Here is a 19,858-nt window from a genome sequence, read left to right on the forward strand (position 1 = left end):
TCGCGCCGGACCCCGCGCAGCCCCTTTGCAATCGCCCCGCCTTCGCCTACATGCCGCCCATGACCCAGACATTGCATATCATCGGCGGCGGCATGGCGGGCTCTGAAGCCGCCTGGCAGGCCGCCCAGGCCGGGGTGCCCGTGGTGATCCACGAGATGCGCCCCCAGGTTGGCACCTTCGCGCACAAGACCGGCCACCTGGCCGAGATGGTGTGCTCCAACTCCTTCCGCTCCGACGATGACGAACAGAACGCCGTCGGCCTTCTTCATTGGGAGATGCGCGCGGCCGGCGGCCTGATCATGGAGATGGCCGACCAGCACCGCCTGCCCGCCGGCGGCGCCCTGGCCGTGGACCGAGACCCCTTCGCCGAAGCCGTCACCGACCGGCTGCTGTCGCATCCGCTGATCAGTGTCGAGCCGGGAGAGATCACCGAGCTGCCGAAGGACGGCCAGTGGATCATCGCCACCGGGCCGCTGACCTCGGCCGCGCTTGGCCAGGCGATCCAGGCGGAAACCGGTGCCGATGCGCTGGCCTTCTTCGATGCCATCGCCCCGATCGTCTATGCCGACAGCGTCGACATGGGCGTGGCCTGGCTGCAATCGCGCTACGACAAGGGCGAGACCGAGGAAGAGCAGAAGGCCTATCTGAACTGCCCGATGACGAAGGACCAGTACGAGGCCTTCATCGACGCCCTGCTGGCCGCCGACAAGACCGAATTCCACGCGGGCGAGACCGCCGGTTACTTCGACGGCTGCCTGCCGATCGAGGTGATGGCCGAACGCGGCCGCGAGACCCTGCGCCACGGGCCGATGAAGCCCGTCGGCCTGACCAATAGCCACAAGCCCGAGGAAAAGGCCTATGCCGTGGTGCAGCTGCGCCGCGACAATGCGCTTGGCACGCTTTACAACATCGTGGGCTTCCAGACCAAGATGAAGTACGGCGCCCAGACCGAGGTGCTGCGGATGATCCCGGGGCTGGAAAATGCCCGCTTTGCCCGGCTGGGCGGCATCCACCGCAACACCTTCCTGAACTCTCCCACCCTGCTGGATGACCAGATGCGGCTGAAATCGCGTCCCAACATCCGCTTCGCCGGTCAGGTGACCGGGGTCGAGGGCTATGTGGAAAGCGCCGCCATGGGCCTGCTTGCGGGCCGCTATGCCGCGGCCGAGATCCTGGGCCGGCCGCTGCCGCCGCTGCCGCAGGAAACCGCCATGGGCGCGCTGATCCACCACATCACCGGCGGCGCCGAGGCCAAGACCTTCCAGCCGATGAACGTGAACTTCGGCCTCTTCCCGCCGCTCGACGGCGTGCGCGGTGGCCGCCGCGGCCGCAAGGACCGCTACAAGGGCTATACCGACCGCGCCAAGGAACTCTGGTCAGCCTGGCTCTCGCCGCAGGAGGTCACGCAATGAACTATGTCCTGGCGCTGTTCCTGCCGCCGCTGTCGATCCTCTTCGCCGGGCGGCCCTTCGTGGCGATCGTGGTCTTCCTGATCTGGGTCCCGGCGATCCTGTTCTCGGGCGGGCTGACCCATCCGATGTTCATCCTGCTGGCCTGGATCCTGATCTACCAGCGGCGCGAAGACCGCCGCTGGCAGGACTGGCACCGCGACTAGGCCCTTGCGCACCCGCTTCGCCCCCTCGCCCACGGGTCCGCTGCACCTCGGTCACGCCTTCTCGGCGCTGATCGCGCATGACCTGGCGCGGGCGGCGGGCGGCACCTTCCTGCTGCGCATGGAAGACATCGACCAAAGCCGCGCCCGCCCGCAATGGGAGGCACAGATCCTCGATGACCTGCACTGGCTGGGCCTCTCCTGGCCGGATCCGGTGATGCGCCAGTCCGACCGCCTGCCCGCCTACCGCACGGCCTTGCAGCAGCTCTGGGACATGGGGCTGCTCTATCCCTGCCTCTGCAGCCGCCGCGACATCGCCGAGGCCGCCTCGGCCCCTCAGGAAGGCGCCCCGATGCACGGGCCCGACGGGCTGGTCTATCCCGGCACCTGCCGCCCCGCGACGCCGCCCGCAGGGCCCCTGCCCGAAGGCATCACGCTGCGGCTCGACATGGCGCGCGCCACCGCCCGCACCCGGCCGCTGGCCTTCGTCGAATGCGGCGCCGGCCCCGATGGCGCAACCGGCCTGATCCCGGTCCCGGCCGATCAGCTGATCCACCAGGTCGGCGACGTCGTGCTCTCCCGCCCCGCCATGGCCACCTCCTACCACCTCTCGGTGGTGGTGGACGACGCCGCCCAGGACATCACCGAGGTCATCCGCGGCCAGGACCTTTTCGAGGCCACCGCGATCCACGTCCTGCTGCAGGCGCTTCTCGACCTGCCGACGCCGCTCTACCGCCACCACCGCCTGATCCGCGACGCACACGGCAAGCGGCTGGCGAAACGCGATGATGCCCGCGCCCTCTCGCTCTACCGCGCCCAGGGCATCACCCCCGCAGGCATCCGCGAGATGGTCGGCCTCTGATCCGGCCCGAAGCGCCCGCCGGGCCCCGGCTTCCCTGTCATCTGGCCCCAAATACTCCGGGGGAATCGCGCAAGGCGCGATGGGGGCAGCGCCCCCCCACCACGGCCCCTCAGACCATCGGCTTCATCAGCTCGACTTCCTCGCCCTCCCGCACCGCGGTGTAAAAGCACGAGCGCCGGTTGGTATGGCAGGCCGGCCCCTGCTGCCGCACGGTGACCAGCAGGCAGTCGCGGTCGCAATCGACGCGGAAATCCACCAGCTCCTGCACATGCCCCGAGGTCTCGCCCTTGACCCAGAACCCCTGGCGCGAGCGCGACCAGTAGGTCACCCGTCCGCTCTCCAGCGTGCGGGCCACGGCCTCGGCATTCATCCAGGCCATCATCAGCACCTCGCCGGTCTCGGCATCCTGGGCGATGGCGGGGATCAGCCCCTTGTCGTCGTATTTCAGCGTCTGCGGATCAAAGCTCATCCGGAAGGGCCCTTTGCATTGCGGTGTCCGGGGCCTATCTAAGACAGCAACCCGGCCAATGCCACAGCCCCCGGAGCCCCCATGAGCGACACCGACCTGATCAAGCTCTATTCCAACCGCATCCTGGCGCTTGCGGCCGACATTCCCCACCAGGACCGGCTGGAGGCGCCCGACGCCACGGTCAGGAAGCGCGCGCCGCTCTGCGGCTCGACCATCACCGTCGATGTCACGCTCAAGGATGGCCGCGTCGCCGCCTATGGCCAGGAGGTGCGCGCCTGTGCCCTGGGCCAGGCCGCAGCCTCGGTGGTGGGCGCACAGGTCATCGGCTGCACCAAGGATCAGCTGATCACCGCCCGTGACGCGCTGAAGGCCATGCTGAAGGACGCAGGCCCCGTCCCCGCCGCCCCCTTCGACGGGCTAGAGGTGCTGCTGCCCGCGCGCGACTACAAGAACCGCCATGCCTCGATCATGCTCTCGCTCGACGCGCTCTGCGAGGCGATGGAACAGGCCGAACAAAGCCACTGTGCTTAACCGCATCTTGGCAATTCGGGCCTAATCCGAAACGGGCAGTCTTCTCAACGGCCCGGCATGGAACACGACATCTCCTTTCCCGATCCCCGCCCTGCGGACCTCTCGCTCGACCGGCTGGCGGGCACGGCCTCGGACATCGGACGCGAAATCGTCGATGTCAGCGGCTTTCTTGAGGAAATGACCGACCGGACCGAGGCGCTGCTGGCCCAGCTGAAGTCCATGCGCAAGGACTCGGGCCATGTGCTGCAGATGAATGCCGCCGTCATGGCGACCATCGGCAAGGCCTATGACCAGCTCGAAACGACCGAAACCGCCTTCCGCGAGGCGCTGGAGATGTCGCGCCAGTCCGGTCATCTGGGGGCGCAGGTACTGGGCTGGGTGGGCAAGCTCGATACCCGAACCACCGATGTCGAGGACGTGCTGCAGGATGTGCAGGCCAGCAACGACCAGATCGCCGCCATCGCCACCCAGGTCAACATGCTGGCCATCAACGCCAAGATCGAGGCCGCCCGGGCAGGCGAGATGGGCCGCGGCTTTTCCGTCGTCGCCGATGCGATCAACGCGCTGTCGCAGCAGACCGGCACCGCAGCCGAACAGATCCGCGACAATATCGAACGCATGGCCGACTGGATCCACACGCTGAAATCGGAAACCACCACCGTCGCCCGCACCTCGCAGGAACTTTCGGCGCTGTCGCAGACCGCCCAGGCCCGCAACACCGAGGTCGAGAAAAGCTTTGCCGAAACGGTGCACCGCATGAAACTGGTGCGCGACGATGCCGCCGAGGCCGAGGACGCCCTGCGCCGCTTCGCCCCCCAGGTCGAGCAGAGCTTTGACGTGATGCAATCCAGCGCCGACACCCTGGGCGAGGCCTGCGAGCGCGTCTCCGGCCTGATCGACATGTCCGAAAGCATGGTGCAGAACAGCGTCATGGCGGGCGGAGGCTCGGACGACCTGCGGCTGATCAAGGATGTGCAGGCGCGGGCGGCGCAGATTTCGGCCCTGTTCGACGAGGCGGTCGAGATCGGGCGTACCAGCATGGCGGATCTCTTCGACAGCGACTACCGACCAGTGCCCAATTCCGATCCGCAGCAGGTGACGACCCGCTTCACCAAGCTGACCGACAGCCTGATCGCCGATCTGCAGGAAGACGCCCTGGATCTTGATCGCCGGGTGGTGTTCTGCGCTGCCGTCGACCGCAACGGCTACCTGCCGACGCACAACAGCGCCTTCTCCGAAGAGCCCAGCGACGATCCGGTCTGGAACATGGCCCATTGCCGCAACCGCCGCATTTTCGACGATCGCGTCGGGCTGAAGGCCGGGCGCAACCGCCATCCCTTCCTGTTGCAGGTCTATCGTCGCGACATGGGGGGCGGTGACTTTGTCCTGATGAAGGATCTCTCGGCACCGATCATGGTCAAGGGCCGGCACTGGGGCGGGCTGCGGCTGGCCTACCGGTTCTAGGCCAAGGGCCGGCCGCCACGATCCAGCGGACCCTGGTGCGAAACGCCATCGCACGGCCCATCAGGTTGCAGGGGCCCCCGGCCTGTCGGCACTGATCGCCGACATACCGGGCTGCAGCAGCTTGCCCTGCCCAAAGCCCTGCGGGACATTGCCTGGACGGGACCGCTACGGATGTGCCAACGCCACCGACATCTGATCGCGGCTGGAAAAGCGAAGGTGGTCGTCACCACGGCCACCACGCGAGAGAGGCTTGGCTGCGTCTGGACCATCGCCAGAGCCTTAAGCCCGCCCCATGACAACGGCAGCCCGCCCATAGCCGAGAAAGGCCCCTGATCACGCTGATGTGCAAGGTTGCGGAGGGGACGCGATGGGGGCCCGTCATGGGCCGACCCGGTCGATGCTGGTCTTTTGGACCGAGGCTGCCTCAAGATGAAACCACGGGTCATGCAGTCCCCGACCCGCGCCTGAGAGCTTGCTCAACCGTCGTCTCAGTTCCGTCTCCTGCCTTACGCATCCAGACTATGCCGCGCCCGGACGCGGTGGAATATATTGCGCGAAACAAAGGGGTGTCAGAGATCATGAGGGCAGGACGCCGAAAAACTGCAAAGGCAGCCGGTTCGACGCAGAACGGCGTCTTTTTCGGGCCCCTCGTCGAGGTGAGGAAAATGCGGCCCATCGGGGGCTGAGGAACGAGGCCAGAGGCGCACGCCTCAGACCTTTTCAGCGGCCTGCCAGACAGGGCCGCTCTGCACATCCTTCGAAAAGACCGCTTGCAATACAGTCAAAAAGGGCCGCTCCGCTCAGGCAAGCGAAGCGGCCAGGAATGCAAGTGCTCGGGGGAATGGCGCCGCCGGGGTATGAGGCGAACCCGACGCTCCGGGATAGGCAGACCAGAGAACCACGTGGGGGTGCGGCGCGCCGCGTCGCGACTTGCAGCAACGGACCGGGACGGGGCCGTTGATCCCTGGGATCCCGGACCTGCCGCCCGGAATTCCCGTTTTGTTCCATTCAGATGAATGACGGCAGATACAGCGATCCCACCAGCAGGACGCCAAGTGCCGCCACTCCTATGACATCGACCACCAGTGTGGCCGGAGACTGGCGGAAGACGTGGATGATTTGTTTCAGCATCTGTCTGTTCCCTGCGGTGACTCTTGTTGCTGATTTGTTCCCATATTCCGCCGCCGCAGTAAAGAACTTTTTAAGAACTATAGGGAACAAATCAGGGGTAAATGTCGAGACTCGGCCTAACCCACTGAAATCAGGCGGATCGCCTCGTCCTGGCCCATCAGCCACAGCAACACCCGCGCCGCCCTGCCCCGGTCCGAGGTCAGATCCGGATCGCGGGCCAGCAGTGCGCGGGCATCGCTCTGAGCAATGGCCATCAGCTGCGGCTGGGTCTCCAGATCGGCGACGCGGAACCGCGGCAGGCCGCTTTGCGCGGTGCCGATCAGATCGCCGGCGCCGCGCATGTGCAGATCGGCCTCGGCGATGCGAAAGCCGTCCTCGGTCTCGCGCATCAGGCCCAGGCGCTTCGTCGCGGTTTCCGACAGGGGCGGCTGGTACATCAGCAGGCAGGTCGATTTGGCCGCGCCGCGCCCGACACGCCCCCGCAACTGGTGCAGCTGCGCCAGGCCGAAGGCCTCGGCGCGCTCGATCACCATGATCGAGGCATTGGGCACGTCGACGCCGACCTCGATCACCGTGGTGGCCACCAGCACGTCCAGCTCGCCCGCCTGGAAGGCCGCCATGGTGGCGTCCTTTTCCTCGGCGGGCATCTGGCCATGGACCAGCCCCACCCGCCCCTCGCCCAGGGCGGCGCGAAGGTATTTGAACCGCAGCTCGGCCGAGGCCAGGTCCGTGACCTCGCTTTCCTCGACCAGCGGGCAGACCCAATAGGCCTGCTGCCCCTCGCCGGTGGCGCGGTCCAGATGGGCCACGACCTCGTCCAGCCGGTCGGTCCCGGCCAGCGAGGTGCGGATCGGCTGGCGCCCGGGGGGTTTCTCGTCCAGCACCGAAATGTCCAGATCGCCGTATTGCGCCAGCGAAAGGCTGCGGGGAATGGGCGTGGCGGTCATCACCAGCATGTCCGCCGCCTGCCCCTTGCGCCCGATCTGCATCCGCTGCCGCACGCCAAAGCGGTGCTGCTCATCGACGATGGCCAGGCGCAGATCGTGATAGGCGACCTCGTCCTGAAAGACCGCATGAGTGCCGGTCAGGATGTCGATGGCACCGCTGGCCAGGTCCTCCAGCTTGCGGCGACGCTCAGCGCCCTTGTCGCGGCCCGTCAGGATCTCGACCCGGACACCGGCGGCAGCGGCCAACGGTTGCAACCCCGCAAGGTGCTGGCGAGCCAGGATTTCCGTCGGCGCCATCAGCACGCCCTGCCCCCCCGATTCGACCGCCACCAGCAGCGCCAGCAGCGCCACCAGCGTCTTGCCCGCCCCCACGTCGCCCTGCAGCAGGCGCATCATCTTCTCGGGCGCGGCCATATCGGCGGCGATTTCGCGCACCGCGCGCAGTTGCGCCCCGGTGGGCTGATAGGGCAGCGCCGCCAGCACCTTGTCGCGCAGCCGCCCGTCGCCATGGCTTTCCCGCCCGCGCAAAGCCCGGCTGCGGTTGCGCGCCAGCGCCAGCGTCAGCTGATGCGCCAGCAGTTCGTCATAGGCCAGCCGTTCGCGAGACGGATCCTTGGGATCAGGCGGGCCACCGCGCGAGGGCGTGTGGGCAAAGGTCAGCGCGCGCTTCCAGTCGGGCCATTCGGCCTGTGCCTTCTGCGCCGTGTCGATCCATTCCGGCAGCTCGGGCGCGCGCTGCAGGGCGGCCGCCACCGCCTTGGCCATCACCTTCTGGGTGACGCCCGCGGTCAGCGGATAGACGGGTTCAAATTCGGGGATCTCGGACGTATCCCCGGGCTCCAGCACGTAATCGGGATGGGCCATCTGGGCACGGCCATCGTAAAGCTCCAGCCGGCCCGAGACCAGGCGGTCTTCGCCGACCGGCAGGATGCGTTCCAGATAGGCGGCGCGGGCATGGAAGAAGATCAGGTCGAACTGGGTTTCCGCATCTGCCACCTGCACCCGGTAGGCGCCCCGGCCGCGCGGCGGGACATGGCGCAGCACCCGCACCGCGACTGTCGCGGTGGCGGGCAGCACCAGACCGTTGATCATGTCGCGCCGCCGCCGGTCGATGGCCGAATGCGGCAACACGAACAGCAGATCCCGCGGCAGCGCGACATGCAGCCCCTCCAGCGCCTTCGCGGTCTTCGGCCCCACCCCCTGCAGCGACGACAGCTGCGCGAACAGCGGGAAAAGCGCCTCGGGACGGCCGCTCATGCGTCGCCGATGAGGGCGAGCCAGCCGTCCTCGTCAATCGTTTCCACGCCCAGTTCCGCCGCCTTCTTGGCCTTGGAGCCCGCCCCCGGCCCCGCCACCAGCAGGTCGGTCTTGGCCGAAACGGACCCCGAAACCTTGGCACCAAGCGCCTCGGCGCGGGCCTTGGCCTCGGCCCGGGTCATCTTTTCCAGCGTGCCGGTGAAAACCACGGTCTTGCCCGCGACGGGGCTGTCCGAGGTCTGCGGCGCCTCGACCGCCTGGATCTGCAGCTGCGCCACCAGCCGGTCGATCGAGGCGCGCTCGGCCTCCTGGGCAAAGGCGGCGGTCAGGGCGGCGGCGACCTTGGCGCCGATGCCCTCGATGCCCACCAGCTCTTCCCAGGCGGCTTTCGAGGCGCGCGGCACCTCGGGCGCCTCGGCCCAGACGGCATCGCGCGCGGTCTTCAGCGAGGCGCGACGGCCTTGCCTTTTCGCCTCGGCCCGTTCCGCGATTTCAGCGGCCTCGGCGGCCAGATGGCGTTCCTGCGCAGCACGGGCCTGGTCCAGCACCTCGACCAGCCGATCCCAGGTGCCGAAATGCTTTGCAATGTCGCCGGCGACGACCTCGCCCACATGGCGGATGCCGAGGGCGAAGAGGACGCGGTTCAGGTCGATCACCCGGCGGGTGTCGATGGCGGCAAAGAGGTTCTCGGCCGATTTCGAGCCCCAGCCCTTGACCTGTGCCAAGGGCGTCTGCGCCAGGTGGCGGATGGCCGAGACGATGTGATCGGCGTCGGTCTCGTCCACGGGGACGCCCGCGCCGCGCAGCATCTCGGCCATGCGGACCATCGCCTCGCCGCGCTGGTCCTCGGCGGCTTCCAGCGCCGCGAGGGTCTTTTTCGGGTCGCGGACCAGGCGTTCGCCGTCCGCATCGCGGGCCGGCAGGGTAAAGATGTCGGCCGGTTCCGCGATCCAGCCCATGGCATGAAAGAATTCGGCCTGCTTGGCGCCCAGCCCCTCGATGTCGAAGGCGTTGCGAGACACGAAATGGCGCAGCTTTTCAAAAGCCTGAGCCGAGCAGATCAGGCCACCGGTGCAACGGCGGACCGAATCGCCCTCCTCGCGGATCGCTTCCGATCCGCAGACCGGGCAGACCTGCGGAAAGGCATAGGGCTGCGCGCCTTCAGGGCGCTTCGACAGGTCCACATCGGCGATCTTGGGGATCACGTCCCCGGCGCGATAGACCTGCACCCAGTCGCCGACGCGGATATCCTTGCCGTCGCGGATCTCCTCTCCGGTGTTGTTGCGGCCCAGGATGTAATCCTCGTTGTGCAGCGTCGCGTTCGAGACCACGACGCCGCCCACCGTCACCGGCTGCAACCGCGCGACCGGCGACAGGGCACCGGTGCGGCCGACCTGGATGTCGATGCCCTCCAGCCGGGTCCAGGCCAGTTCGGCGGGGAATTTGTGCGCAATCGCCCAGCGCGGCGTGGTCGAACGGAACCCCAGCCGCGCCTGCAGCCCCAGGTCGTTGACCTTGTAGACCACCCCGTCGATATCATAGCCAAGCGTCGCGCGCTGCGCCTCGATATCATGGTAATGCGCCAGCATCTGCTGTGGCGTCTCGCACAGGCGGGTCAGGGGATTGGTCTGGAATCCCAGCGCCTTGAGGCGTTCGATGGCGCCCATCTGGGTCTCTGCCAGCGGTTCCGACAGCACGCCCCAAGCATAGGCAAAGAATTTCAGCGGACGGGCGCGCGTGATCTCGGCATCCAGCTGGCGCAGGGATCCGGCGGCGGCGTTGCGCGGGTTGGCAAAGGTCTTGGCCCCCTTCGCCTCCTGCCGTTCGTTCAGCGCCCGAAAGTCGGCATGGCCCATGTAGACCTCGCCGCGCACTTCCAGCCGGGCAGGCGCGCCCTGCAACTGGTGCGGAATGTCGGGGATGGTCAGGGCATTGGCAGTGACGTTCTCGCCCTCTTCGCCGTCGCCGCGGGTGGCGGCGCGGATCAGCTGACCGTCTTCGTAAAGCAGCGACAGGCTGAGCCCGTCGATCTTGGGTTCCGCCGTGCAGGCCAGCGGCGCATCGGGCACAAGGTTCAGGTAACGGCGCAGGAAGCTTGCGAATTCCTCGACATCGCTGTCCTCGAAGGCATTCGACAGCGACATCATCCGCTGTTCGTGACGCACCTTGCCGAACCCATCGGCCGGCGCTGCCCCCACCTGCTCTGACGGGCTGTCGGCGCGTTTCAGATCCGGGAAGGCGGCCTCGATCTCGGCATTGCGGCGCTTCAGCCGGTCATATTCGGCATCGCTGATCTCGGGCGCATCGGCCTGGTGATAGGCGACATTGGCCTGCCCCAGCACCTGCGCCAGACGCGCCAGTTCGCCCGAGGCCTGTTCGGCGGTCAGCTGCGCCACCTCCAGCCCGGCCGTCCCGGCCGGAGCATCGGTCTTGTCACCGGCACCGTTTGTTTCGCTGACCATGGCAAACGCCCCCTTCACTTCGGCACTCGGGCCCATCCGAGCCCTTCAAGCCGAGTGATAGGGGGCGTCTTCCACAAGGTCCAGTCCGTCGGTGATCTGCCCCGGGGGCGTTCAGCCGGCGCCCAGCGCCATGCGCTTTTCGTCGATCCGCGCAGGCTCGGGATCGCGCAGCACATAGCCGCGGCCCCAGACGGTCTCGATGTAATTGTCGCCTTCGGTGGCGGTCGACAGCTTCTTGCGCAGCTTGCAGATGAAGACGTCGATGATCTTCAGCTCGGGCTCGTCCATGCCGCCATAGAGATGGTTCAGGAACATCTCCTTGGTCAGGGTCGTGCCCTTGCGCAGGCTCAGCAGCTCCAGCATCTGGTATTCCTTGCCGGTCAGGTGCACCGACTTGCCATCGGCCTCGACCGTCTTGGCATCCAGGTTGACCTCGATCCGGCCGGTGCGGATGATCGACTGCGAATGCCCCTTCGAACGGCGGATGATGGCATGGATCCGTGCCACCAGCTCCTCGCGGTGGAAGGGCTTGGTCAGATAGTCGTCGGCGCCAAACCCGAAGCCGCGCAGCTTGCTTTCGGTATCATCGGCCCCCGACAGGATCAGGATCGGTGTCTCGATCCGGGCCAGCCGCAACTGGCGCAGCACCTCGTGCCCGTTCATGTCGGGCAGCCCCAGATCCAGCAGGATCAGATCGTAGTCATAGAGCTTTGCAAGGTCGATGCCCTCCTCCCCGAGATCCGTCGTATAGACGTTCAGGTTGGCATGGGTCAGCATCAACTCGATACTTTTCGACGTGGTCGGGTCGTCTTCCACCAATAGCACACGCATGCCAGCATTTCTCCGTTAATCCCCAGACAGGAGGATGGTGACGCCAATTGGTTAACCCAACGTTACCGGGTGTTCTTGAATTTTGCAACAACTCAGGGTTGTCTAAACTTCTGCAGGGCCGTTGCCTTCAACGCCTCTTCGCCATGATTGGCCACGGCACTCACCCATTCAAGGAATTCCTCGGGAGAGATGGCATATCTCTCCTGCGCCTCTTCCTGGGACAACAGCCCGTGCACCACCGCTTTTACCACAGCTGCCTTGCGGGATGCCACCCACCGTCGCGTTTCCGGCGGCGGCAGATCCGCACGCGTCATCACGCGACCGTCCGGCAGCGTGACCGCCCTTGGCCCCTGGACCTTCTTGAGATACATCACTCCGACCCTCCGTGGAACGCACCCATCCTTGGGCCGGCGATTTAACGGCGGGTGAAACGCGGGGTTGAGAGTGTCTCGCATTTTCCTATATTCTCTCGGTCTTTTCGCCCCGACCCATCCACCCCGGGGCAGTCAGGAGCCGCCATGGGACTGGACACCGCCACCGGACTGAATTCTCTGGGCTTTCCCAAGCCCCCTCAGCAGACGCGCGTCGTCGTCGCCATGTCCGGCGGCGTCGACAGCTCGGTCGTGGCCGCCAAGCTCAAGTCCGAGGGCTATGACGTCATCGGCGTGACGCTGCAGCTCTACGATCATGGCGCGGCGCTTGCCAAGAAGGGTGCCTGCTGCGCGGGCATCGACATCCACGATGCGCGCCGCGTCGCCGAAGAAATGGGCTTCCCCCACTATGTCCTTGATTACGAAAACATCTTCCAGGATGCCGTGATCGACGAATTCGCCGACAGCTACCTCGCGGGCGCCACCCCCGTGCCCTGCATCCGCTGCAACGAACGGGTGAAATTCAAGGACCTGCTGGAAACGGCAAAGGACCTCGACGCGGACTGCATGGCGACCGGCCACTACATCCAGCGCAAGATCGGTGCAAACGGCCCCGAGCTGCACTGCGCCGCCGATGCCAACCGCGATCAAAGCTACTTCCTGTTCTCGACCACCCCCGAGCAGCTGTCGTTCCTGCGCTTCCCGCTGGGCCATCTGGCCTCCAAGGCGGAGACCCGGGCGCTGGCGGCGGAATATGGCCTTGCGGTGGCCGACAAGCCCGACAGCCAGGACATCTGCTTCGTGCCGAACGGCGATTACGCTTCCGTGATCGAGAAACTGCGCCCCGGCGCCGCCGAACCGGGCCAGATCGTCCATGTCGACGGCCGCATCCTCGGCAGCCATACGGGCGTCATCCACTACACGATCGGCCAGCGCCGCGGTCTCGGCATCGGCGGCCTTGCCGAACCGCTCTACGTGGTCAAGCTCGATGTCGATGCCAAGCAGGTGATCGTCGGCCCGAAGGACATGCTCGCCACCCGCACCGTACCGATTCGCGAAATCAACTGGCTGGGCCAGGGCAAGTTCACCGACCGCGACAGTTACGAGATCTCGGTCAAGGTCCGTTCCACCCGCCCGCCGCGCGAAGCGATCCTTCGCCCGATCTCCGAAACCGAGGCCGAGGTCGAGCTTCTCACCCCCGAGGAAGGCATCTCCCCCGGCCAGGCCTGCGTCTTCTACGAAACCGTCGGCAGCCGCATCCTGGGCGGCGGCTGGATCTGGCGCGGCCACTAGGTAACCTTACCAGCCCCCCGCAATTCCTACCGGTGCCTTAACAGGCGCCGGTCCCCGCCCGGTTCCCTGTCATCTGGCCGGAAATACTCCGGGGGGTGAATTGGGCCGCAGGCTCAAGAGGGGGGCAGCGCCCCCCTACCCCTGGCCCGGCAACCGCTCCAGGATCGCCCGTGCCGCGCGCATCCCCGGCGGCTCACCGCCCCGTCCCAGCCGCTCCATCGTCAGCCGCATGGCCGCTTCCTGCGCCCCCGGGGACGCCAGAACCTGCTGCAGCGCCGGCACGATCAGATCGGCCCGGCATTTCTCGGCGATGAATTCGGGGATCGTGCGGCTCTCGGCCACCAGGTTGACCAGCGTCACCGTGTCGATCAGCAACTTGCGGCGGATGATCTCCTGGGTCAGCCAGTGCATCCGGTAGGCGATGACCATCGGCGTGTCAGAGGCCGCCAGCTCCAGCGATACCGTCCCCGAGGCCGCCAGCGCCAGATCGGCCGCCGCAAAGGCCGCGCGTTTCGTCGCCGCGAACGCCGCCACATCCTGACCGCGCGGATCCAGCACCACGGGCTTGACTGCCCAGCCCGCCACCTGCGCCTCGACCAGCCCCGCAACATGGCCCGCCGCGGGCAGCACCGCCCGCAGCCCCTGCACCTCGCGCGACAGCTGCTCCAGCACCGGCCCAAAGACCGGCCCCAGCCGCGAAACCTCGCCCCGCCGGGACCCCGGCAGCAGCAGCAGCAGCGGCGCCGCGCCGATCCCATGCGCCGCCCGGAAGGCCGCCACCTCGGCCGCATCGGCCACCGGCTGGGTCACCACCGGATGGCCGACGAAATCGCACTCCATCCCCGCCGCCTGCATCAGCGGCGGCTCGAACGGCAGCAGCGCCAGCACCTGGTCGATCACCTCGGCCATCTTCGCGGCGCGCCCAGGCCGCCATGCCCAGACCGTCGGCGCCACGTAATGCACTGTCCGAACCGAAGATTTCGCCTTCACCAGCCGCGCCACCCGCAGGCAGAAATCGGGGCTGTCGATGGTCAGCAACAGATCCGGCGGATCTCGGACCACAGCCTCGGCGCATTCCGCGATCCGCCGTTTCAGGTGAAAATACTTGGGCAGGATCTCGGCCAGGCCCATCAGCGACAGCTCTTCCATCGGGAAGCGGCTGGCCAGCCCCTCGGCCGCCATCAGCGGGCCGCCGACGCCCTCGAACCGGATCCCCGGCACGAGGGCCTTCAGACCCGCCATCACCGCGCCCCCCAGGGCATCGCCCGAGGGTTCGCCGGCGATGACGAAAACCCTCATGCCGCGTCCTGCGCGATCAGGGTCACGCCCAGCTCTTCGGCCAGCGCCGGCAGAGTGTCGGCCTCCAGCAGCAGCACCCTGCGGGCCGCGATGACGATGCAGCCGATCCCCGCCGCCGCGGCCGAGCGCAGCGTTCCGGGACCCACCGCCGGCATGTCGACGCGCAGGTCCTGGCCCTCTTTCGGGAACTTGACGAAAACCCCGCCGCCCCGGCGCAGCGCCGGTGCCGTCGCCGCCACGTAGGACAGCAGCGCATCCGTGCCCTGCATGGTCTCGATGCCCAGGCAGTTGCCATGCTCCACCACGCAGCCCTGCCCGACGTCGAGCGGCGCCAGCGCCGACAGGATCGCCCGGCCACGCGCGGCATCGGCCAGCACCGCATCCGACGGCGCAGGCCCGCCCACCAGCCCCGCAGGCGCGGTCAGCTGCGGCAGCAGGTCATGGGCGCCCACCACCTTGAAACCCGCTTCCTCGAACAGCAGGATCACGAAGCGCAGCAGCGCGTCGTCACCGCCGCCCTGCATCACCGCCATCAGGCGCGGCGCCGCCGCCATGAAGGTCGCATCCGCCTGTGCCGGATCCAGCTTGGGCCGGTCGATGGCGCCCGCCATCACCAGCCGCGTGACGCCCCCCGCCCGCAGGCTGTCGAACAGCGCCCCCAGCTTTTCAAAGCGGAACCGCTGCAGCGCCGCTTCTGGCAGGGCACAGGACGTCCCCTCCATCGCCAGGCACATGGCCCCCGGTTCCACCTGTGCCAGCATCACCGGCAACGCCCCTGCCCCGGCAATGATGCCGAGCCGTCCCTGTTCACTCATGGCGGTCTCCTCAGGCCTTGCCCGGCGTCAGGAACGAACGGTCGCTCTCGCCGGTGATGAAAGCGACGATCTCGCGGACGTAGTCGCTTTCGGTTTCATCGCCCAGACGGCGGGCGCGATCCTGGAACGGGCCTTCGCCCTGGGCCAGCATCTGGAAGGCGGCGCGCAGTGCGGTGATGTCGGCCCGCGCCACGCCGCGGCGCTTCAGCCCCACCAGGTTCAGACCGTCCAGCTTGCCGCGCGGCGCCTGCACCAGGCCATGGGGGATCACGTCGGCGGTCACCATGGTGACGGCACCGATGATCGCGCCACGCCCGATGCGCACCCATTGGTGCACGCCCGACAGGCCCCCGATGATCACCTCGTCCTCGATGATGCAATGGCCCGCCAGGGCCGAGTTGTTCACCAGGATGACGTTGTTGCCGACATGGCAGTCATGCGCCACGTGGCAGCCCGCCATGAACAGCCCGTCATCGCCCACCGAGGTCAGCCCGCCGCCGCCGGCGGTGCCGGTGCTCATGGTGACATGCTCGCGGATGCGGTTGCGCTTGCCGATGGTCAGCTGCGTCTTCTCGCCCTTGAACTTCAGGTCCTGCGGAATGCCGCCCAGAACCGCGAAGGGATGCACCAGCGTTTCCTCGCCGACCGAGGTCACGCCCTGCACCACGACATGGCTCATCAGCTCGACCTTCGGGCCGATCACCGCCTCGGGGCCGATGTGGCAGAAGGGACCGATGCGGGCGCCCGGCCCGATCACCGCACCGTCCTCGACGAGCGCCTGCGGATGGATGAAGGCTTCGTGGCTGATGGCCATGTCCTCAGGCCTCCTTCGGCATGTCGATCATCGCCATGAACTCGGCCTCGCAGGCCATTTCACCGTCGACCGTCGCCACGCCCTTGAATTTCCAGACCTTGCCGCCGGGCTTGCCGCGCAGCGTGGTGACCTGCATCTCCAGCACGTCGCCGGGCACCACCATGCGGCGGAACTTGCACTCGTCGATGCCCATGAAATAGACCAGCGCGCCCTTGTCCTCGAATTCCATCGCCACGCCCACCAGCACGGCCGAGGTCTGCGCCATCGCCTCGATGATGGTGACGCCCGGCATGATCGGCTTGTTCGGGAAGTGGCCAGTGAAATGCGGCTCGTTCACGGTGACGTTCTTGATCCCGCGGGCCGAGCTGTGCCCGTCGATATCGACCACCTTGTCCACCAGCAGGAAGGGATAGCGGTGCGGGATGATGCGCTGGATGCGCGCGATATCGGCGGTCTGAAGCTCTTGGCTCATCGGGGGTCTGTCCTCGTTCTGCGCGCGGCCGGGCCACGCCTGTCCTTTGACAAACCCCTAGCAAGCCCGCCGCGATGCGGCAAGCATGCGGCGGGGTCAGGGTTGCTGCGGCACCTTTGTCACGGGGGCGCCCAGCAGCGGTTCCTGGCCGGTGTCGGCGGGCGGCGCGGCCGGGGCCCCGGCTGCGGCATCGGGATTGACCTTGCCGAACTGCCCGGGATCGGCATCGGCCGAGGGCGCCGCCCCTGCGGCATCCGCCAGCCGCGCATCGATCAGGGTGATCGCAGCATCGGTCACGTCGACGGATTCGCGCCCCAGGAAGACGTCGCGCCGGTCCAGCATGACCGCTGCCCCAGACTGGCGCATGATGTCATTCAGCACCGGTTGCGCGGCCTGCAGGAACTTCTTGCGCGCCGCATCGGTGTCCTGGCCCAGGTCCTTGGCCTTCTGTTCACGCTCGTGCCGGATGCGGGTGACCTTCTTGTCGAAGGCCGCCGCCAGGGCACGAAACTTGACCGGATCCATGGTGGGACGTTCGTCGGTCAGCTTTTGTTCTTCGGCGGCCAGCTCGGCCTCCAGCTTGCGGTTCTCGGCCGCCAGGGCATTGGCCTGGGTCTCGACCTTGTCGGCAAGCTCCTTGCCAAAGCGGCTTTCGTTGAACAGCCGCTCGGTGTCGATCAGCAACACCGGAGAGCGCGGCAGCTGCACCGCGGGGGACGCGGCCTCGCCCTGCCCCAGCTCCTGCGCGGGCACTGCCCCACCCGAGAGGGCCAGCGCCAGACCGGCGGCCAGCATCAGCCGGCCGCCGGATCCTGCAAGACGCCCCGTCCGATCAGAAGTTGGTGCGGACCGACAGGTCGAAGGCTTGCGTCTGGTCATACTTCTCTTTCTTCAGCGCATGGGCGAAGTTGAAGCGCAGCGGACCGATCGGCGTGTTCCAGAAGATCGACACACCGGCCGACACCCGGATCGGACCATCGGCGTAAAGCACGTCCGACGCGGTCTTATCCAGCCCCCAGGCCGAGCCCACATCCATGAAGGCGCCGCCGGTGATGCCCAGCTCTTCGGGCAGGCCCAGCGGGAATTCGGCGTCAAAGCTGGCGACCGCATAGGCGGTACCGCCGATCATGTCGTCATAGCTGCCGTCCGAGGCGCGCTGGCGCGGGCCGATGCCGTCGGACTGGAAGCCGCGCATGATCGAACTGCCGATCCGGTAACGGTCGGTCACCAGCGTGCTGGAGCCGTTGAACGAATTGATCGTGCCGCCGCGCAGGGTGGCGCGCAGGGTCAGTTCCTCGTTCAGCAGCTTGGTCTGCGCGATCGCCTTCAGCGAGGTCTTCACATAGTCCTCGTCGCCGCCGACGCCGGCAAAGTCCTGATCGAACTGGAACAGCACGCCCGCGTTCGGGTTCAGCCCGCTGGTGCGGCTGTCATAGGTGAAGCCATAGCCGATGGCCGAGGCCAGCTGCGGATCGCGCCCGGCCTCGTCGGTGATCAGCGACCCCACGGTCGAACCGTTCAGCGACACGTCCGACAGCGTCGCCGAATAGCGCAGCGTGTAGGACGTCAGCTCGCCCGCCGGGAAGGTCAGCCCCGTGGTGAACGAGGTCACATCGGTGTCGTAGGAGGCATAATCGCTGTCGGTGGCTTCGTAGTTCGCCCCGATCGACAGCTTGACGTCGCGACCGAACAGGTTGGGCTCGACGAATTTCGCGCCATACACCTGGTCCGAGGACGCGCCCGACAGCGTCACGCTGGCGGTCTGGCCACGGCCGAGGAAGTTGTTTTCCGACAACGAGATCGCCAGGCCGAAGCCATCCGAGGTCGAATAGGTGCCACCCAGGCTGAGCGAGCCGGTGGGCTGTTCCTCGACGTTGACGTCAACGATCACCTGGCTATCGCTGCTGCCCTTGCGGGCCTGCACGTCCGAGGTCTTGAAGAAGCCAAGGGCGCGGATGCGTTCGGCGGCCTCGCGGATGGCGCGCGGGTTGAACGGGTCGCCTTCGACGGTGTGGAACTGGTTGCGGATCACCCGGTCCAGCGTCGTGGTGTTGCCCTGGATGTTGATCCGTTCGACGAAGATGGGCTTGCCCTTGTTCAGCTCGAAGGTGACATCCAGCGTCTGGTCGCGGTCGTTGCGGGTGATCTTGGGATCGACGCGCAGGAAGTCGAGGCCGTTGCGCACTGCCAGACGTTCCATCCGGGTGACCGAGTTGTCGATCAGGTTCGGCGAATAGACCATGCCGGGATGGATCTTGATCGCATCGGCATAGGCCTTGGCATCGACGCCCGGGTAATTGCTGACGGTATTGACCTTGCCGAGGTGGAACTGCTGCCCTTCCTCGATGTTGTAGGTCACCACATAGCCGTCACGCTCGGGCGAGAGCTCGGCGTTGACTCCGGTGATGCGGAAATCGACATAGCCGCGCGAATGGTAGAAATCGGTCAGCGCCTGCTTGTCGAACTGCAGCCGGTCGGCGACGAAGGTGTCGTTCTTGAACAGCGCGCGCAGGATGTTGGCCTGCTTGGACTGCAGCACCTGACGCAGGCGGCGGTCGGAATAGGTGCGGTTGCCGACGAAGGAAATCCGCTCGACCGAGGTGACGCCGCCCTCGAAGATTTCAAAGACCAGATCGACGCGGTTGTCGGACCGGCGGATGATCCGCGGCGTGACCTTGGCGGCCAGACGACCCTGGGCAGTATAGGACTGGCTGATCAGCGCGGCATCGGCCTCGGCCTGCGAGGGCGAATAGACCTGGCGCACCTTCGACTTGATCAGCTTGGCCAGATCATCGTCCTTGAGGCGCGCGTTGCCCTCGAAGTCGATCTTGTTGATCGTGGGATATTCCGCGACGTGGATCTTCAGCGTGCCGCCCGAGGGCGTCAGCTCGACCGTTTCGAACAGGCCCGAGGCGACGATGCGCTGATAGGCGTCGTTCAGATCCGCCGCGCTGACGGCCTTGCCGCGCGCGATTCCCGCATAGGACAGGATCGTGCCGGTGGGGATCCGGGTGTTGCCGTCGACGGCCACGCTGCTGAAGCTGTAGCTTTGTGCGGCGGCGACCTGCGGAAGGGCCATCGAAAAGCCGGACACGGCCACGAAAAGCGCCGCTGCAAGCGGCGCGGAATAGAGGCGGGGGCGGACCGGTGCTGCGGCGGCTCCCGCTTCGGGGTTCTTCGGCATGTGACTGTCCCGTCTAGACTGCTCTTCTTTGGCAATCTGAGTAC

The 19,858-nt window shown here is 67.0% G+C and carries 18 protein-coding genes; 6 read left to right on the plus strand and 12 right to left on the minus strand.

Annotated elements, in window-relative coordinates; genetic code table 11:
• The first annotated feature begins 59 nt into the window (after nt 1–59).
• From trmFO to gluQRS, 3 genes are read left to right on the plus strand one after another with little or no spacing between them, the layout of a single operon-like run.
• A complete protein-coding gene (gene trmFO, locus AC2ITM_RS10665; protein WP_486466627.1) occupies nt 60–1,412 on the plus strand; it encodes a methylenetetrahydrofolate--tRNA-(uracil(54)-C(5))-methyltransferase (FADH(2)-oxidizing) TrmFO in 1,353 nt (450 codons plus the stop codon).
• Nucleotides 1,409–1,615 (plus strand): hypothetical protein, encoded by a 207-nt coding sequence (locus AC2ITM_RS10670; protein ID WP_486466628.1) that lies wholly within the window; start codon nt 1,409–1,411, stop codon nt 1,613–1,615. Before trmFO ends, AC2ITM_RS10670 begins: the two co-directional genes overlap by 4 nt.
• A 4-nt stretch (nt 1,616–1,619) precedes the next feature.
• Entirely contained in the window at nt 1,620–2,474 is an 855-nt protein-coding gene (gene gluQRS, locus AC2ITM_RS10675) for a tRNA glutamyl-Q(34) synthetase GluQRS (RefSeq protein ID WP_486466629.1), read from the plus strand.
• A gap of 109 nt (nt 2,475–2,583) precedes the next feature.
• Here gluQRS and hisI read toward each other — a convergent pair whose 3' ends face one another.
• The gene (gene hisI / locus AC2ITM_RS10680; RefSeq protein WP_486466630.1) at nt 2,584–2,943 is read right to left on the minus strand and encodes a phosphoribosyl-AMP cyclohydrolase; all 360 of its coding nucleotides are present in this window, start codon (nt 2,941–2,943) and stop codon (nt 2,584–2,586) included.
• Between the two features lie 81 nt (nt 2,944–3,024).
• Here hisI and AC2ITM_RS10685 point away from each other — a divergent pair, with 81 nt between their 5' ends.
• Nucleotides 3,025–3,474 (plus strand): iron-sulfur cluster assembly scaffold protein, encoded by a 450-nt coding sequence (locus AC2ITM_RS10685; protein WP_486466631.1) that lies wholly within the window; start codon nt 3,025–3,027, stop codon nt 3,472–3,474.
• Nucleotides 3,475–3,531: 57 nt separating this feature from the next.
• Nucleotides 3,532–4,938 (plus strand): methyl-accepting chemotaxis protein, encoded by a 1,407-nt coding sequence (locus AC2ITM_RS10690; RefSeq protein WP_486466632.1) that lies wholly within the window; start codon nt 3,532–3,534, stop codon nt 4,936–4,938.
• 1,008 nt (nt 4,939–5,946) lie between these two features.
• Here the strand turns inward: AC2ITM_RS10690 and AC2ITM_RS10695 are convergent.
• The 5 genes from AC2ITM_RS10695 to sciP form a co-directional block, all read right to left on the minus strand.
• The gene (locus AC2ITM_RS10695; protein WP_486466633.1) at nt 5,947–6,069 is read right to left on the minus strand and encodes a hypothetical protein; all 123 of its coding nucleotides are present in this window, start codon (nt 6,067–6,069) and stop codon (nt 5,947–5,949) included.
• A 116-nt stretch (nt 6,070–6,185) separates the two neighbouring features.
• A complete protein-coding gene (gene recG, locus AC2ITM_RS10700) occupies nt 6,186–8,273 on the minus strand; it encodes an ATP-dependent DNA helicase RecG (protein WP_486466634.1) in 2,088 nt (695 codons plus the stop codon).
• Complete coding sequence (gene ligA, locus AC2ITM_RS10705; protein WP_486466635.1) at nt 8,270–10,735, minus strand: NAD-dependent DNA ligase LigA; 2,466 nt, start codon at nt 10,733–10,735, stop codon at nt 8,270–8,272. Before ligA ends, recG begins: the two co-directional genes overlap by 4 nt.
• A 111-nt stretch (nt 10,736–10,846) precedes the next feature.
• Nucleotides 10,847–11,566: a response regulator transcription factor CtrA gene (gene ctrA / locus AC2ITM_RS10710; RefSeq protein ID WP_486466636.1), complete on the minus strand. Its 720-nt coding sequence runs from the start codon at nt 11,564–11,566 to the stop codon at nt 10,847–10,849.
• Between the two features lie 92 nt (nt 11,567–11,658).
• Nucleotides 11,659–11,937 carry a CtrA inhibitor SciP gene (gene sciP, locus AC2ITM_RS10715; protein ID WP_486466637.1) on the minus strand — a complete coding sequence of 93 codons (279 nt, stop codon included), beginning with the start codon at nt 11,935–11,937 and terminating at the stop codon, nt 11,659–11,661.
• A gap of 147 nt (nt 11,938–12,084) precedes the next feature.
• Here sciP and mnmA point away from each other — a divergent pair, with 147 nt between their 5' ends.
• Nucleotides 12,085–13,230, plus strand: coding sequence for a tRNA 2-thiouridine(34) synthase MnmA (mnmA, locus tag AC2ITM_RS10720; protein WP_486466638.1), 1,146 nt, complete (start codon nt 12,085–12,087; stop codon nt 13,228–13,230).
• A gap of 135 nt (nt 13,231–13,365) precedes the next feature.
• Here mnmA and lpxB read toward each other — a convergent pair whose 3' ends face one another.
• The 6 genes from lpxB to bamA form a co-directional block, all read right to left on the minus strand.
• Nucleotides 13,366–14,529 (minus strand): lipid-A-disaccharide synthase, encoded by a 1,164-nt coding sequence (lpxB, locus tag AC2ITM_RS10725; RefSeq protein WP_486466639.1) that lies wholly within the window; start codon nt 14,527–14,529, stop codon nt 13,366–13,368.
• A complete protein-coding gene (locus tag AC2ITM_RS10730) occupies nt 14,526–15,344 on the minus strand; it encodes an LpxI family protein (protein WP_486466640.1) in 819 nt (272 codons plus the stop codon). The genes lpxB and AC2ITM_RS10730 overlap by 4 nt, the downstream gene beginning before the upstream one ends.
• 10 nt (nt 15,345–15,354) lie before the next feature.
• Nucleotides 15,355–16,158 carry an acyl-ACP--UDP-N-acetylglucosamine O-acyltransferase gene (gene lpxA, locus AC2ITM_RS10735; RefSeq protein ID WP_486466641.1) on the minus strand — a complete coding sequence of 268 codons (804 nt, stop codon included), beginning with the start codon at nt 16,156–16,158 and terminating at the stop codon, nt 15,355–15,357.
• A gap of 4 nt (nt 16,159–16,162) precedes the next feature.
• Complete coding sequence (gene fabZ, locus AC2ITM_RS10740; protein WP_486466642.1) at nt 16,163–16,630, minus strand: 3-hydroxyacyl-ACP dehydratase FabZ; 468 nt, start codon at nt 16,628–16,630, stop codon at nt 16,163–16,165.
• A gap of 96 nt (nt 16,631–16,726) precedes the next feature.
• Complete coding sequence (locus AC2ITM_RS10745; protein WP_486466643.1) at nt 16,727–17,425, minus strand: OmpH/Skp family outer membrane protein; 699 nt, start codon at nt 17,423–17,425, stop codon at nt 16,727–16,729.
• Nucleotides 17,426–17,462: 37 nt separating this feature from the next.
• Nucleotides 17,463–19,814 (minus strand): outer membrane protein assembly factor BamA, encoded by a 2,352-nt coding sequence (gene bamA, locus AC2ITM_RS10750; RefSeq protein WP_486466644.1) that lies wholly within the window; start codon nt 19,812–19,814, stop codon nt 17,463–17,465.
• Between the last annotated feature and the right edge of the window lie 44 nt (nt 19,815–19,858).

It is taken from the genome of Pseudooceanicola sp. NS-SX9, from assembly GCF_057380705.1.

What these genes read in the sequence shown, in the direction of transcription:
- trmFO (WP_486466627.1), top strand. Translation starts at nt 60, where the DNA reads ATGACCCAGACATTGCATATCATCGGCGGCGGCATGGCGGGCTCTGAA.
- AC2ITM_RS10670 (WP_486466628.1), top strand. Translation starts at nt 1,409, where the DNA reads ATGAACTATGTCCTGGCGCTGTTCCTGCCGCCGCTGTCGATCCTCTTC.
- hisI (WP_486466630.1), bottom strand. Translation starts at nt 2,943, where the DNA reads ATGAGCTTTGATCCGCAGACGCTGAAATACGACGACAAGGGGCTGATC.
- AC2ITM_RS10685 (WP_486466631.1), top strand. Translation starts at nt 3,025, where the DNA reads ATGAGCGACACCGACCTGATCAAGCTCTATTCCAACCGCATCCTGGCG.
- AC2ITM_RS10690 (WP_486466632.1), top strand. Translation starts at nt 3,532, where the DNA reads ATGGAACACGACATCTCCTTTCCCGATCCCCGCCCTGCGGACCTCTCG.
- AC2ITM_RS10695 (WP_486466633.1), bottom strand. Translation starts at nt 6,069, where the DNA reads ATGCTGAAACAAATCATCCACGTCTTCCGCCAGTCTCCGGCCACACTG.
- recG (WP_486466634.1), bottom strand. Translation starts at nt 8,273, where the DNA reads ATGAGCGGCCGTCCCGAGGCGCTTTTCCCGCTGTTCGCGCAGCTGTCG.
- ligA (WP_486466635.1), bottom strand. Translation starts at nt 10,735, where the DNA reads ATGGTCAGCGAAACAAACGGTGCCGGTGACAAGACCGATGCTCCGGCC.
- ctrA (WP_486466636.1), bottom strand. Translation starts at nt 11,566, where the DNA reads ATGCGTGTGCTATTGGTGGAAGACGACCCGACCACGTCGAAAAGTATC.
- sciP (WP_486466637.1), bottom strand. Translation starts at nt 11,937, where the DNA reads ATGTATCTCAAGAAGGTCCAGGGGCCAAGGGCGGTCACGCTGCCGGAC.
- mnmA (WP_486466638.1), top strand. Translation starts at nt 12,085, where the DNA reads ATGGGACTGGACACCGCCACCGGACTGAATTCTCTGGGCTTTCCCAAG.
- lpxB (WP_486466639.1), bottom strand. Translation starts at nt 14,529, where the DNA reads ATGAGGGTTTTCGTCATCGCCGGCGAACCCTCGGGCGATGCCCTGGGG.
- AC2ITM_RS10730 (WP_486466640.1), bottom strand. Translation starts at nt 15,344, where the DNA reads ATGAGTGAACAGGGACGGCTCGGCATCATTGCCGGGGCAGGGGCGTTG.
- lpxA (WP_486466641.1), bottom strand. Translation starts at nt 16,158, where the DNA reads ATGGCCATCAGCCACGAAGCCTTCATCCATCCGCAGGCGCTCGTCGAG.
- fabZ (WP_486466642.1), bottom strand. Translation starts at nt 16,630, where the DNA reads ATGAGCCAAGAGCTTCAGACCGCCGATATCGCGCGCATCCAGCGCATC.
- AC2ITM_RS10745 (WP_486466643.1), bottom strand. Translation starts at nt 17,425, where the DNA reads ATGCTGGCCGCCGGTCTGGCGCTGGCCCTCTCGGGTGGGGCAGTGCCC.
- bamA (WP_486466644.1), bottom strand. Translation starts at nt 19,814, where the DNA reads ATGCCGAAGAACCCCGAAGCGGGAGCCGCCGCAGCACCGGTCCGCCCC.